The organism is Roseivirga sp. UBA1976 (assembly GCF_002336325.1).
Lineage (GTDB): Bacteria > Bacteroidota > Bacteroidia > Cytophagales > Cyclobacteriaceae > Roseivirga > Roseivirga thermotolerans.
Window position 1 is genome coordinate 1 of sequence record NZ_DDDQ01000118.1, and the last position, 15,488, is coordinate 15,488.

9 protein-coding genes are annotated in these 15,488 nt (G+C 44.0%); 2 read left to right on the forward strand and 7 right to left on the reverse strand.

Going from position 1 to position 15,488, the window contains the following annotated elements; translation table 11 throughout:
* Nucleotides 1–514 (reverse strand): hypothetical protein (locus B3763_RS11715; RefSeq protein WP_286746676.1); only part of this gene is annotated, 514 nt, incomplete at its 3' end.
* A gap of 99 nt (nt 515–613) precedes the next feature.
* On the opposite strand from B3763_RS11715, the gene B3763_RS11720 reads away from it, so the two are divergent.
* Nucleotides 614–922: a DUF721 domain-containing protein gene (locus B3763_RS11720; RefSeq protein ID WP_189628711.1), complete on the forward strand. Its 309-nt coding sequence runs from the start codon at nt 614–616 to the stop codon at nt 920–922.
* A gap of 134 nt (nt 923–1,056) precedes the next feature.
* Here the strand turns inward: B3763_RS11720 and B3763_RS11725 are convergent, their stop codons facing one another.
* The 6 genes from B3763_RS11725 to dgt form a co-directional block, all read right to left on the reverse strand.
* Complete coding sequence (locus B3763_RS11725; protein WP_286746678.1) at nt 1,057–3,903, reverse strand: M16 family metallopeptidase; 2,847 nt, start codon at nt 3,901–3,903, stop codon at nt 1,057–1,059.
* A gap of 92 nt (nt 3,904–3,995) precedes the next feature.
* Nucleotides 3,996–4,358, reverse strand: a complete 363-nt coding sequence (locus tag B3763_RS11730; protein WP_189628713.1) for a hypothetical protein — start codon at nt 4,356–4,358, stop codon at nt 3,996–3,998.
* Between the two features lie 78 nt (nt 4,359–4,436).
* A complete protein-coding gene (locus B3763_RS11735) occupies nt 4,437–5,036 on the reverse strand; it encodes a lipoprotein signal peptidase (RefSeq protein ID WP_189628714.1) in 600 nt (199 codons plus the stop codon).
* A 7-nt stretch (nt 5,037–5,043) separates the two neighbouring features.
* Nucleotides 5,044–8,349: an isoleucine--tRNA ligase gene (ileS, locus tag B3763_RS11740; protein WP_286746682.1), complete on the reverse strand. Its 3,306-nt coding sequence runs from the start codon at nt 8,347–8,349 to the stop codon at nt 5,044–5,046.
* 28 nt (nt 8,350–8,377) lie between these two features.
* Nucleotides 8,378–10,804, reverse strand: coding sequence for an efflux RND transporter permease subunit (locus B3763_RS11745; protein ID WP_189628716.1), 2,427 nt, complete (start codon nt 10,802–10,804; stop codon nt 8,378–8,380).
* Nucleotides 10,805–10,880: 76 nt separating this feature from the next.
* On the reverse strand, nt 10,881–12,197 hold the full coding sequence (dgt, locus tag B3763_RS11750) for a dGTP triphosphohydrolase (RefSeq protein WP_286746684.1): 1,317 nt from the start codon (nt 12,195–12,197) through the stop codon (nt 10,881–10,883).
* A gap of 376 nt (nt 12,198–12,573) precedes the next feature.
* Here dgt and B3763_RS11755 point away from each other — a divergent pair, with 376 nt between their 5' ends.
* Nucleotides 12,574–15,480 (forward strand): SusC/RagA family TonB-linked outer membrane protein, encoded by a 2,907-nt coding sequence (locus B3763_RS11755; RefSeq protein WP_286746685.1) that lies wholly within the window; start codon nt 12,574–12,576, stop codon nt 15,478–15,480.
* Nucleotides 15,481–15,488 lie beyond the last annotated feature (8 nt).

Consider the following 15,488-nt stretch of genomic DNA (forward strand, 5'->3'; position numbering starts at 1 on the left):
AGCGATTTTCTGCTTCCAGAATTTTTCGCTGTGGGTCGTTTTCAGCCAAAGACGAGGGCACCAGGTTGTACCGCTGACCAAAATTGGTCATAAGTCTTTCGGCATGTTCCAATTGTCTTATGCGCGAATGGAGCTTGGAGAGGGCTTCATAAAGTTCAAAACTTATAATCTCCGTGCCCTCCTTGTTCATGGCATATTCAATTACCTTAAAGTTGTATTGCGGCTCCAGATAACGCCAATTGTAGTAGTCTGTCAGCTCACCGGCATCCAGCAGGCTATCCCATTCGACCAATTTGCCCCGCTGATAAGAGGCAAAGCCGGGAAAATTGGTTCTGAATTCCTCCAGTTCTTTTTTCAGGCTTATTAAAACCTTTTCTTTTTCATCTTTTAATTTTTGACCCTCTGCATAGCGCTGAAAAAGAAAGGCCATGTACACCCCCACAAAAACGACTAATAGTTCAAGCAACAGCCACTTTACTTTGTCACTGATTTGAAATAGCTTTCTAATAAACATTGATGTAGCTTTACCCAAAGGTTCAATTATTTGTAGTTTCAGGCAAATGTAAACCGACTGAAACGGTAGATTTACCAACTGAAAGTGAAGGTTTTAGCCATGAGAAAAAGTGAAAAGGGAAGAAAAGGACAACCTGAGTCATTGGGCGATGCAATACAGGAAATGCTAAAGTCTTTTAGAATTGAAGAGAAGTTCAATGAGGCAAATTTGGTTAACTCTTGGGAGAAGATCATGGGTGCTCCTATAGCCAAGCGAACCACTAAGGTTTACATTCGAGACAAAAAGCTTTTTGTTCATATTAACTCTGCTCCTCTTAAGCACGAGTTGAGCATGTCTCGTGACAAAATTCTGGTACTGATTGCCCGGGAACTTGGTAGTTCCATTGTCAATGAGGTAATCATTAAGTAAAATAGCGACCATTTAGTCTCAGAAGAATAAGAAGAGAGGCTGTCTCTCAAGCCTTTCAAAATCCTGCTCAATGGTAGAACAAAATCTGTCGACTCCGGAGACAGCCTCCTTCAACTGATAAATATGGCCTTGGCCTAGTTTTTCTTTATCTCTTGTTGTAGTTCTGCCTTTTGATTCTGAGGCAGCTTTACGGTTTTAATCATGTTGTCCTCTTTCACAAATTTGTTGAGTGCTGCTACAATAGCTTCTTTCGTTATGGCGTCTGCCCGCTCATTGCCTGTGAGTATGTTTTCCATATCTTCCCCGGTTTTCAGGTAAGTGGCTATCATGCTCTGCCAGTAGGAGTTCTGTTTAATTTGTTCCTCAAAGTTCTGTTTTCTGGCGTTAATCACTTTATCCAAATCTTCCTGAGTGAAATTGCCCTGTTTTATGTTTTCCAGCTCTTGTATAGCGGCCTGAACCAGCTTGTCTACATTCTCCGGCTTGCAGGGAAATGAAATTGAAAATGAAAACGTGGAGTTAGGGTACTGAGAAGATGAGAAGGATGCCCCGGCACCATATACTCCACCCATATCTTCCCTAAGGGTTTCTATCATTTTATTGGAAAGAATACTGGCCGCGGCATTAAGCAGACCATTATTTTCCAGGTTGTAATCAAAGTCTCCGCTAAAAGTGATGTTTACCTGGCTCTTATCGTCTACCCCCACATATATATTCTTCTCGTGCTTTCCGCTAATAATCCGTAAACCCAAATCTTTATACATTTCTTTAGAGCCTTTGGCTGGCAACGAAGCCACATATGTTTCCAGATACTTTCTAAAGGAAGGCATGTCTACATTACCCACAAATACGAATTTAAAGTCTCCACCATTGGCAAATCGCTCTTTGTAAATCTGTACGGCCTTATCCAGTTCAATTTTATCGAAACTCTCAGCCGATGGAAACTCAACTCTCGGGTGGTTATCGTACATAAAGCGCTGGCGCTGCACAGAATACTGAAGATCGGGGCTAGCACTAAAGTTTACATAGAGGTTCTTTGTTCTGGAAAGCCAACTGTTAAACGCAGATTCATCCATACGCACATTGGTAAACCTTAGATGTAGAAGCTGAAAAAACGTTTCCAAATCTTTAACGCTAGAAAAGCCTGAGAGGCCTTCTTCGTAAGAATTGATGTAGGGTTGCACCGAGGCTGTCTTTCCGGTTAAAAACTTGCCCAAGTCTATAGCACTGAAATCGCCTATACCCATTTCATTCACGATGGCCGCGGCATTTGAGGCCGACCAGTATACATTATCCGGGTATAAGGAAGTTCCGCCAAACGAAAAGGCTGTCATTCGCACTTCATCGTTTTTAAAGTCTGTAGGTTTAATGAACACTTCAGCACCATTGCTTAGTGTAATGTGTGTGATGCCCGTGGTTTCATTGGTTTGTTCTGCAACAATTTTACCCGGTTTTGGTGGGGCATCCATCAATGCAGAAGCAATAGCCTCTTCCTCATAAGGCTCAATGGAGTCATCCTCTACTATGGCATCCAGCAGGGCTGTCATTTCTTCGGCCGAAGGAATGGCCGCAGCATTTTCGGTTTTGGCTTGTACCTCAATGGTTCGGTTGTCATTGTGCCACCAACTATCGAGCAAGCCATTGATCTCTTTAAGTGTAATAGTGGGGATAATCTGCTCGGCCATTTCTCTGGTTTGTTTGGCACTTAGCAATGGGCCTCCATTTAAAAAATGGTTGAGATAGCCTTGTACTAAAGACCAGGACTCCCGCTTGTCTGCCTCTTTTTCAAAACGATCGAGTGAATTGGCAAATGAAGCCAAAGTTCTATCCAATTCGCCTTGGGTAAAGCCGAATCTTCTCACACGCTCGTTTTCTCGAATAGCCGCCAGAAGGCCTTCGGCAAACTTATCTTCCTTCACCTGAATGGAGATGGTATAATCATTTTTGCCCTTGCCTAAAGCGCTGCCATATCCACTGTAGCTATATTGGAAGGGTGGATTTTCCGACTGTACAAGCTCTCTTAGGCGTTGGTTCATCATTTGGCTAAAGAAACTGTATACTAAAGACTCTCTGAGGTCGGCAAACGTATTGCCAGTTTCCTTTTCGCCCGGTTGAATAAAGTTGATGGTAATGGAGTTTGAGGTAGCCTCATCGTCTGAAGCAATGGCTACTCGGGTGCCTTCAAAATCGGGCATGGTATAGTAAATGCGCTCTCTGGGCTTTTCAGGCATTTTTATGTCTGAAAAGTACTCCTTAATCATCTGCTCCATTTCGGCCACATCGAAATCGCCTACAGCAATAAGAGCCATTAAGTCTGGTCGATACCAATCTCTATAGAACCTTTTGGCGGCATCATATTCAAAGTTCTCCAATATTTCAGGCTCACCAATTGGCAATCGCTCAGCATAGCGCGAACCGGCCAGGGTAATTGGCCAAATCTGTTGACGCATGCGTTCATAAGCTCCCAGCCTCAATCGCCACTCTTCCATCACCACCCCTCTTTCTTTGTCTATCTCTTCATTGTCGAAAGTAGCCTGATGTGCCCAGTCGCTCAGCACCAGCATGGCGTTCTTCACGTTTTCCGGCTTATCTGAAGGAATAGGCAGCATGTATACGGTTTCATCAAAGCTGGTATAGGCGTTTAGGTCGCCCCCAAATTCAAGACCCATCTTTTGCAGAAAATCTACCAGCTCATTCTTTTCAAAGTTCTTCGTTCCGTTAAACAGCATGTGTTCGGTAAAGTGAGCCAAGCCCAGCTGGTCATCGTCTTCCACGATGGAGCCTGCTTTTACAGCCAGGCGAAATTCAATACGATTTTCCGGTTTAGGATTAGAGCGGAGATAGTAAGTAAATCCGTTATCTAACTTACCGATTAGTACATCGGGGTCTGTGGGTAATTGTTGGAAGGGAAATAAATGAAAGGGCAGCAAAAGTAAGAGGGCTGCCCAAATAGTTGAGAGTCTTTGACTTGTTCTTTTCATTGGTATCGTGTTTAACTAGAATGTTAGTGAAGATACCAATTGTTCAATAAAGATGAAAAAATTTAACTTTTTTTTGTTCGATTGCTCTCGATCTACTTCTTGTCGGTGTTTAGGTCTTGTAGTATTTTCTTTAGGAATCTGGACTCTTTTAAGTTGTTGAGTCTTTGTTGCAGCTCTATGCGCTGGGCTACAAACAGGGTAGTTATGAACAACATAAACAAGGTAAAATCTGTGGTTACCGTACGAAACATAGAAACAAGCACAATCACTATGGCCAGAATGAGCAGTAAAACGGAATTAGACCGTAGATACCATTTTAGTTCACGCTCCTTTTCTTTGCTATGAAAGCGTTCGGTCTGAATTTTCTCTTTGTTCATTATTATTCGCTGATAAGGCGAAATGGACTTCCAGCGGAGCTCCTCTATTCTCTGTTCTATCTTCTCAATCGTCTTCATGTTGTGTTAACCGTTAAAGACAAAACTACTTCACATTAAAGTAATTTTCAAATAACATTAAGTTAATATACGATTGAATTACACTTGAGTTAACCGGGATTCAGCCTGACGGAAAAAGGTTTTCTGGAAAACAAGTATGCCCAACACCCCCACCAAAATGGCTACATCGGCCATATTAAAAATGGGTAAAAGGGCTACTTTTTTTCCTCCCCAAAGAGGAAACCAATCGGGTAGATAGCCTTCCCAAAAATCGAAGTACAACATATCTATAACCTGCCCATGAAACCAGGGAGTTATGGAGTTGTACGGGGCGTTGTCTAAAAGTGCTCCGTAGAATACAGAGTCGACCAAGTTGCCGATTGCCCCACCCAGTATGGCTGCTATACACCAGAGAAGTCCTGCATGATATTTAGTTTTGGTGAGCCTGAATAGACCATAGGCAATAAAAAGAATGGCCAGCAGACGAAAAACAGTCAAGGCGAGTTTGCCATAGCCTGCTCCAAAGCTCAAACCAAAGGCCATACCTCTGTTTAGTACATAATGTAACTTAAACCATTCGCCCAGCAGGTTGATTTCTCCGGCCGGGCCCATGGTCATGTTATAATGAACCAGCAGCTTTACTGCCTGGTCTATTGCAACAATTGTAAGTGTGAGTACAAAATACTTATACTGTCTCAAAATGAAGCTATCTCACTCCAATGCTGACGGTAAGCGTCCAATCGTCTACCTCCAAACTTTGAGCATCAGATACCTCCTCCAGTATCTCCAGACTCAAAGCCTGAGTTTCTGTACAGATATATTCTGAGTAGGCTCTGATGGCCTCGTCTACAAAGCTATCGGACTTTTGAATTCGGATGTCTATTTTGTCTTGCACATCGAGTCCCATATCTTTTCTCAGGTTCTGCACACGGTTTACCACATCTCTGGCAATTCCTTCCATGCGCAGTTCATCTGTCAAAGTGATGTCAAGAGCCACTGTGGTCTTGCCTTCGGTAGCCACAGACCAGCCGGGAATATCCTGGCTCTTTATCTCCACATCTTCCAGGCTCAAGGTTATTTCTTCACCGGCAAGTTGCAGGGTAAAACTGCCTTCCTGCTCAATTGCGGCTATTTCCTGTTTCCCCCAGGCATTGACTGCCGCTGCAATGGCTTTTACCTTAGGCCCAAACTTTTGACCAATGGAACGGAAGTTTGGTTTAATGCTTTTTACCAAAATCCCACTGGTATCGTCTATAAACTCTATTTCTTTTACGTTTACCTCTGACTTTATTAACTCAGCTACATGCTCTACATTGTGCCTGGTTTTGGCATCAAGCACCGGAATCATAATTCTGGAAAGTGGTTGTCTCACCTTTAACTTTTCCTTCTTGCGGAGCGAATGGGTAAGTGACGAAATGGTTTGAGCGAGTCGCATCTGCTCTTCCAAATCCAGATTAATACACGTCTCATCGGCCTTCGGGAAATCGGCTAGGTGTACTGATTCCTCCTTGTCCTGACCGCTCACTCCGTTGAGGTCCTGATACAGCCTTTCCATATAGAAAGGAGCTATAGGAGCCCCGAGCTTGGCAATAGTGGTCAGGCAGGTATATAGTGTTTGGTAAGCTGCCTTCTTATCGTCATTGTATTCCCCTTTCCAGAACCGCTTCCTGTTCAGTCGTACATACCAGTTGCTCAGCTCATCGGTTACAAAATCCATGATCATTCGAGCTGCTTTAGTTGGCTCATAGGCCGAGTAGGCACTATCTACCTCATTAATGAGTGTATTGAGGCGCGAAAGAATCCACCGATCGCTCTCCGGTCGTTTGTTTAGAGCAATAGGGGCATCTTCAAACCTGAAACCATCCAAATTGGCATAAAGGGCAAAGAAGTTATAGGTATTGTACAGCGTTCCGAAGAACCTTCTCTGCACTTCGCCCACCCCCTCAATGTTAAACTTGAGGTTGTCCCAAGGGTTGGCGTTAGAAATCATGTACCAACGGGTGGCGTCTGGTCCATACTCACCGATGGTCTTAAACGGATCTACGGCATTGCCCAACCGCTTGGACATCTTGTTGCCGTTTTTGTCTAGCACCAAGCCATTGGCAATTACATTTTTAAAGGCCACATTTTCATGTAGCATTACGGCCAGAGCATGCAGAGTAAAGAACCAGCCTCGGGTTTGATCTACACCTTCTGCTATAAAATCGGCCGGAAAATTCTTTTCAAAAACATCTTCGTTTTCGAATGGGTAGTGCCATTGAGCATAAGGCATTGCCCCGGAGTCGAACCATACATCTATGAGGTCCGGTTCGCGGAACATTTTCTGCCCTGAATCGCTCACCAGCACAATATCGTCTACATAAGGCCTGTGCAGGTCAAAATCTTCTCCAATTTGCTCGGTCATGTACCCGGCTTCTATGGATTTTTGCACTTCCTCTCTCAGTTCGGCCAATGAACCAATACACTTTTGCTCTTTCTTATCTTCAGAAACCCAAATAGGTAATGGCGTTCCCCAGTAGCGCGAACGGCTGAGGTTCCAGTCTACCAGATTCTCCAGCCAGTTACCAAACCTTCCTTCTCCGGTAGAGGCCGGTTTCCAGTTGATGGTTTTATTGAGCTCCACGAGCTTGTCTTTATAGGCCGTGGTTTTTATGAACCAAGAATCCAAAGGATAGTAGAGTACCGGCTTGTCTGTTCTCCAGCAGTGCGGATAACTGTGCTCGTATTTTTCTACCCTAAAGGCTCTATTTTCTTCTTTTAGTTTGATAGAAATGAGTACATCGAGCGACTTTTCAGGCATCTCTTCTTCTTTGTAGTACTCATTCTTCACATACATGCCGGCAAAGTCTGTGATCTCTTTCACATACTTTCCTTGTTTGTCTACTATGGGTACCTCTTTGCCCTCTTCATCTCTTACAAATACTCCGGGTAGGTTGTACTGAACAGAGGTTCTGAAGTCATCGGCACCAAAGGTTTTGGAAATATGTACTATTCCGGTACCATCTTCGGTGGTCACAAAATCTCCAATAACCACAGTACATCCGGGTTTTGGTAGAGGAATGTAAGGCATCAACTGCTCGTAGCTGGTCCCTGCAAGTTCTTTTCCCTTAAACTCACCGATTACCTCATAAGGGATGAGCTTGTCGCCTTCTTTATAGTCTTCCAGCTTTAGGTCGCGAGCTTTCGGGTTGAAGTAATGACTCAGCCTATCCTTTGCCAGAATTACATTGATGGGTTGGAAGGTATATTGGTTGAAGGTTTGAACCTTCACATAATCTATATTAGCGCCTACGGCCAGACCGTTGTTTGCAGGTAAAGTCCATGGAGTAGTGGTCCAAGCCAGAAAGAAGTCATTCTCCGTTCCTTCAATCTTGAACATGGCGGTAATGGAGGTGTCTTTTACATCTTTGTAGGTTCCGGGCTGGTTAAGCTCGTGGGAACTAAGGCCAGTACCTGCTGCAGGTGAGTATGGTTGTATAGTATACCCCTTGTATAACAAGTCTTTGTCGTAGAGTTTTTTAAGCAAACTCCAGAGGGTTTCTATATAGTCGCGCTCAAAAGTAATGTACGGATTGTCCAGGTCTACCCAGTAGCCCATCTTTTCGGTCAAATCGTCCCACTCATCTTTGAATCGCATTACTGTTTCGCGACATTTCTGATTGTACTCTTCAACCGATACTTTTACGCCTATATCTTCTTTCTTTATGCCAAGCTCCTTCTCTACCTGAAGTTCTACAGGCAAGCCGTGGGTATCCCAGCCCCCCTTTCGCTTTACCTGAAATCCCTTTTGGGTCTTGTACCTACAGAAAATATCTTTAACGGTACGAGCCATTACGTGGTGAATACCGGGTGTACCATTGGCCGAAGGTGGGCCTTCAAAAAAGGTAAATGTTGGCTGTCCTTCTTTCAACTCAACCGACTTCTGAAAGATGTGATTGGTCTTCCAAAACTCGAGAATATCTTCACCAACTTTGGCAAATTCAGGCTGCTTGTATTCTGTGTACTTCTTCACACCTACTCCTTTTTCAGTTGTTAGCGTATTACTTCTTGGTGGTTCCCACAAAGGGGTCGTTTTCTTTGATCAACAGGTTTTGTGTATCTATTTCTTCGTCTTCATCTTCTATGTAGAACTCATAGTGTTCTATAAGGGGATGAAAGTTTTGGTTTCGCTTACCACTATCGAACACCATGAGCAAAGCCGGCAACAACGTGAGGTTGGTAAACATGGCAAAGAAAAGTGTCAGGGAAGTGAGTAAGCCAAGGGCCACTGTTCCTCCAAAATCGGAAAAGACAAAGATTACAAACCCAAAAAACAGAATAATGGAGGTATAGAGCATGCTAGACCCTGTTTCTTTTATGCTGTTGCTTATGGCAATTGGCACAAAGAATTTCTTGGCAAACAACTCTTGCCGGTATTTGGCCAGAAAATGAATGGAATCATCTACTGAAATTCCAAAAGCTATGCTAAAGATTAATGCCGTACTCGGTTTTAACGGAATGCCAAAGTATCCCATAATTCCGGCTGTCATAATCAGAGGAATGAAGTTGGGAATGAGCGAAATGACAATCATTCGAATATTGGCAAAGAGTATGGCCATAATAATGGCAATAATGACGAAGGCCAACAGTAAACTGAACCTCAGGTTTTCGATGAGAAACTGATTGCCCTTAACGAAGAGCAGTGTTGAGCCAGTTACAGCCGTTGAGATTTCCTCATCGTCTTTAAACACCTTGTCTATTTCCGGTTCAATCACGTGGTTAATGAGCGAGTCCATTTTATTGGAACCTATATCGGCAATCTTCAGACTCACGCGCATTACCTGACCGGTTGTGTCTACAAAAGAGCTCAGAAAGCTGGCATTATCGCTCTGGTTGGATAGATAGCTTAGAATTACGTTTCTGTCGCTGGGGCTCGGCAAACCGTAGAAGCGTTCGTTGCCATTATAAAAAGCTTGACGCACTGCCTTGGCAAAAGAGACGATCGATACCGGAGACGACACATTTTCCAACGGCTCCAGAGCCTCTTCGAGCTGATCTACCCTTCTGAGGTTTCTGGCATTTATGGTCGATTTGGGTCGTCCGAAATCAATTATTATCTCCAGCGGCATCACCCCGCTAAAATTGTCTTCAAAAAAGTAGAGGTCTTGCTTGAGCTGAGATTTCTCGGGAATATCATCGACCATATAGGCCACTGAATAGAGCTTGGTAACACCCACTATGGCCACGGTAAGAATAACAGCTGTGGCTGCAAAAACCCTGTAGCGATGGCGGTGTACCAGCAAGTCGAGCAGTACCAAAAACCGACCTACAATTTTAAACTCAAGGTGTTTTAACTGATTGGCCTTAGGGGCCGGCAAATAGCTGAGAATACCCGGAATGAGTACTATACTTACTACAAACGTGGCAAGGATGTTAATTCCGGCTACCAGCCCAAATTCCTTCAATAGCTTAATATCGGTGGTCAGCAGCACCAAAAAACCGATGGCCGTGGTAAAATTGGTGATGAAGGTGACCATACCAATTTTGCGCACCATTCGGCTAAGCGCCTTTATTTTGTTGCCATGTTTGGCAAACTCCTGATGGTACTTGTTGAGTAAATAAACAGCATTGGGTATACCTATTACAACTATTATGGAAGGTATAAGCCCCGTGAGTACCGTTATTTTGTAGTTGAGAATGCCCACTGTGCCCAACACCCACACTACCACCACACTGATAACAATAAGCGGTACCACTACTGAGGTCCACGACCGGAAGAACAAAAACAGAATTAGCGCTGTAATGCCCAAAGACAATACAATGAAGAGCCTCAGTTCATCATTAGTCTTTTCTTGCATTACGGTTCGCACAAAGGGCATTCCTGAGTAATGAAGTTCTATTCCAGTTTGCCGGGTAAACTCTTCTCCCATGGCCTGAATATCTCTTACCAACCCATTTCTGTCTTTGGAGTTGAGCACCTCGCGCTTCATATTAATGAGTATGAGCGTGGCTCCATTCTCCGGATTCAACAGTTGTCCGGTATAAAACTTGAGCTTCAAAGCTTCGGCCAGCAGCGAGTCTAGCTCCTGCTGCGTTTTTGGATAGTCGGGAATTAAGGGCTGCAGATCGAAACTCCTCTTCTCAGTGTTTTTGACCACATTTTGGAGCGCTGCCAGAGAAATTACATTGCTGATACCTTCAGTACTGGCTATACGATCATTGAGTCTCTTATAGGCATTAAAATTTTCCAGCGCATAAATGGCACTGTCTTTAGCACCAACTACCAGAATGTTGCCATCTTCTCCGAACTTTTCTTTAAACTCTTGAAAATACCGGTAGTTCTCATCAGTGCTCGGCACTGCGGTGTTAAAGTTAAAGGCCATCTGAACATCGCGAGCCATAAAGCCCATAAAGGCTGTTACAAGAGCCAGCGCGACTATCAGTATAAACCTGTATTTCAGTACAATATGGGGGAGTTTAGACCACATTTTCGAACAAGATCACAAAGGTAATATTTTCCCCTTTCAATCATATCCACAGGCCATGTTATTCGGAATAAGTGCTCTATATTTTACCGGGCAGGGCTATACCTCCAATCTTTCGGTACAAATTCATGGCGTTAGAGTCGGTTAGGCCCGATACAAAATCAAGTAAAGCCCTAAGGGCAAGGTACACGGTAGGAGCCTGTTCAATTTCGTAGCGGGTATCTTCGGGAAGCAATCTGTAGCACACCTGCTCTTTTCTTGTTTGTTTGCCTTTTTGAATAGAACATGCCGCTGGCACAAAAGCCTCGAGCAAACCATTAATTACTGTAAAACCGGCCGCTTCAATTTCCAGCACTGTTCTGGATCGGTAAATATTCTGAACCGATATCTTACTTATTTGTGCCAGGTGGTCGGCAGCCGGAATGGCATCTGTAAGTGAAACATCAAATTTTCCGCTCAAAATATCCTCTTCACTATCAAGAAACAGGGTCTTGCATTGATCTATCAGCTCGGAAATAGCCAAGGCCCTGAGCACCGCAATTTGCTCTCTTTTACTCCTTATAGTATATAGCTTATTTCTGTCGAACCTCTCACCAATAACCTGTGCATACAATTCAATGGTATCTTCCTGGCTCAGCAGCCCCAAATTGCAACCGTCTTCAAGGTCTATGACATGGTAACAAATATCATCTGCCGCCTCTACTAAAAATGCCAAAGGGTGCCTTGTCCATTGCTCCTCTGCTAAAGCCTTCAGCCCCAGCTTATGTGCCATTTCCTTAAACAGGTCGGCTTCCGATACATAAAAGCCATACTTCTTCTGGCTTCTTCTGGGTTTGAGTGCATCGCTGACCAGAGCCGGCCTGGGGTATTTAGTAAAAGCTGCAAGGGTTGGAGCAGTTAGTTTTAGTCCCTGATAGCCCGATTTGTTGAGCAAACGAAAGCCTTGAGCATTTCCTTCAAAGTTTACGAGATCGGCCCATTCCTTTTGGGTAAACTCACTTTCTAAAAGTTTTGCATTAAGCAAGAAGTACTCCGAAATGGCCTGCTCACCGGAATGGCCAAACGGAGGGTTACCAATATCGTGAGCCAATGAGGCTGAGGCTACAATAGTTCCAAAATCATTGGCCGATATTTGCCGGGCCATTTCAGGCCTGCGCTCAAGTACCGAATCGCCCACCAATCTACCCAGAGATCGCCCAACACTACTTACCTCCAAACTATGCGTCAATCGATTGTGAACAAAATCATGTTCGGGCAGGGGGTGAACCTGCGTTTTGTCTTGCAGTTTTCTAAACGGATGGGAGAAGATTATTCTATCATAATCTCTATCGAACAGGGTTCGGGCCTGTTGAATGCTTTTCTCTTCGCTCAAATCCAATAGTTGCTGCCAATGCATGGGGTAATTTTTTGGTGAAGGCTAATTTTTGCTCACAATAATGCTAAAAAATAAAAGAAGGTAGAACCCCGGAAGACAATTCAACCAAAATGATGGCCATCTGCAATCCTTTGCAAAATTAAAGTGGCTTTTAAGGCCTTAAAACAACTGATTACCGGGCAGGGTTAAGTAAAAGTTATCGAACAACGCTAAGCCTCAGAAGCTAACTATTTGAAGAGGCAACAGATATGTCGTGTATGTTAAATTTTGCAAACGTTTGCGTTAATTTTAACTTTAACATACTATGAATTGAAGTGCAGTAATTGTACTTTAAGCATTCGATTGCACTTTTTTGGCCGTTTTTGGCCACTAATCAAGTAAACTTAAAAATGATTGTATGAAAAAGTTTTTACTACTCCTTCTTGTATTGTCGGTGGGTTTCCAAGGGGCACTGCTGGCACAAACAAGAACGGTTACCGGTAAGGTAACTGGCGGGGATGACGGACAGGGAATCCCCCGTGTGAACATTACGGTAAAAGGAACTACCCGTGGTGTGCCGAGTGGTCTTGATGGTACATATACCATTGAGGTCTCTCCAAGTGATGTACTGGTGTTCTCTTTTGTGGGTTATATCACTAAAGAGGTACCTGTAGGAAACCAAACTACCATAAACGTAACGCTCGACCCTGACTATGCCGAGCTGGAAGAAGTGGTAGTAGTAGGTTATGGGTCTCAAGAAAAGAAAGAGATCACAAGTTCGGTGGTAGCTTTGGATGCCGAAGACTTTAACCAGGGTAACGTAAACGACCCAACTCAACTACTCCAGGGTAAAGTTCCCGGTTTGAGTATCTATAACAAAGGAGGCAACCCCAATGGTGGTGCCACCATTCGTTTAAGAGGTATTTCAACTGTTGGAGCCAACGTGCAACCACTCGTGGTTATCGATGGCGTAATTGGAGCTTCTCTTGACAACGTAGACCCTAACGATATTGCTACAGTAAACGTTCTTAAAGACGGTTCTGCAGCGGCTATCTATGGTTCCAGAGGTTCTGCGGGTGTTATCCTTGTAACAACCAAGTCTGGCAACAGAGGTGGTGGTCTGCAAGCTTCTTACAACGGATATGTTGCAGCCGATGAGGTGTTCCGATTCCAGCCGGTAATGACTCCTGATGAGTATGTGGCCACTGGTGGTAACGACCTTGGCTCCAGAACCATCTGGCAGGAAGAAATTACCCGAACCGGTATTTCTCACGTACACAACATTGCTGTTTCCGGTGGTTCTGAAAACACCACTTTCCGTGTTTCTACCAACTTCAGAAATATTCAAGGAGTATTGAAGAAATCTGGTTTCGATCAGATCAACGCCCGTGCTAATGTGAATCATTATGCACTGAATGACAGGCTGAACATTCAGTTTAACCTCTCTATGACTAATAGAGATCAAAACTTCTCGTTCAACGAAGCCTTCCGCTACGCGGCACTCTTCAACCCAACAGCTCCTATCAGAAACCCTGACGGTAGCTACTTCCAAGCCATCTTGTTCGACAACTTCAACCCTGTTGCTATTATCGAGCAAAATGTGAACCTGGGTAAGAGAAACAACCTGAACTTTAACACTCAAATGAGCTACGATATTTTGGACAACCTAACCTGGTCTGCCAACTATGCTCAGCAGTTCACTACATTTACCGGAGGTACTTTCTATCCTTCTAACTCACTATTTAGAGGATTCGACCGAACCGGTTTAGCTTCCAGAAGAACCGATGAGAGCAAGTTTACTTTGTTCGAAACCTACGGAACTTTTGTAAAAGACTTTGACAATGCCAACCTGACTATATCTGCCGGATATTCCTTCCAGGAAGAAGTATTTACAGGCTTTGGTATGGAAGCTGGTAACTTCCCAAGCAACGATCTTGGATACAACATTATTGGTTCTTCAGGCAACATACTTGGCGATGGTGCCAACGTAAGCTTATTTAGCTATGAGTCTCCTGAAAACAGAATTATTGCCTTCTTTGGTAGAGTGAACTTCAGCCTCGACAACGGTATTTTTGTAAATGCATCCGTAAGAAGAGAGGGTTCTACTAAGCTAGGTGCCGAAAACAGATGGGGTACTTTCCCTGCCTTTGGTGTAGGTGCAGACCTGTTGAACTACTTCGACATTGCAGCCTTCAGCCAACTGAAGCTTAGAGCCGGTTACGGGGTTACAGGTTCATTGCCGGGTCCTTCAGGATTGGCGCAAGACCTCTTCTCTTATGGCTTTGGCGGTGGTGGTACCGTAAGCTTTGTTAGAGCTGGTAACCCAGACCTAAAATGGGAAGAGAAAGCAGAGATCAACCTTGGTCTTGACTTCGGTCTTCTTGGCGGACAGTTGAGTGGTAGCCTAGATGTTTACTCAAGAGACATCAACGACTTCATTCTGGAAAGAACTGTTGATCCAGCCGTTTATGGAACAGACAGACGTTATGAAAATGCTGGTAAGTTAAACACTAAAGGACTTGAGTTTGCCATCAACCATGCCGGTATTGGCAGTGGCGATTTGAACTGGTCTCCTGGTGTAGTACTTTCTACTTACAGCACTACTCTTGAGGAGTTCGTAATTCCGGAGCAAATGATTGCCAACCTGGGTTCTCCTGGTCAGAACGGTACCAACATGGTAAGAATCGCTGTAGGCGAAAAAATTGGCCAGATCTGGGGACCAGTATTCTCAGGAAATGTGGATGCTGAAGGTAGACCGGTATTTGTAGACCTTAACAACGATGGCAACCTGAATACTGACCAAGGTAACGCTTTGGATGATGACGGTGACTTCCAGCAACTAGGAAACGGTATACCAACCCTTGAAATTGGTTGGACCAACCAATTGAGCTATGGCAACTGGGATCTGAACGTGTTCTTTAGAGCAGCCTTCGGTCATAGCCTGGTAAACACTTTCAGAGCTTTCTATGAGCCAATCGACCTGGGTGCTATTAACTCTTACAACAGAACAAAAACTGACTTGCAGATTCCTGAGCTTCAGGTGGCTCAATTCAGCTCACTGTATGTAGAAAAAGCTGACTTCTTCAGACTTGATAACGCCACTTTAGGATACAACTTCGATATGTCGAACAACTCTATGTTCAGCAAATTGAGAATGTACCTGAGCGTTCAGAACGCTTTTGTGATCACCAACTATCAGGGTATCGATCCTGATCCTTCTTTGGTTGACATTAACGATGGAAATGTTTTGGCACCTGGTATTGATAGAAGAAACAACTACTTCTCCAGCAGAACATTCACTTTCGGTTTGAACGTTGGTTTTTAATCAGAAAA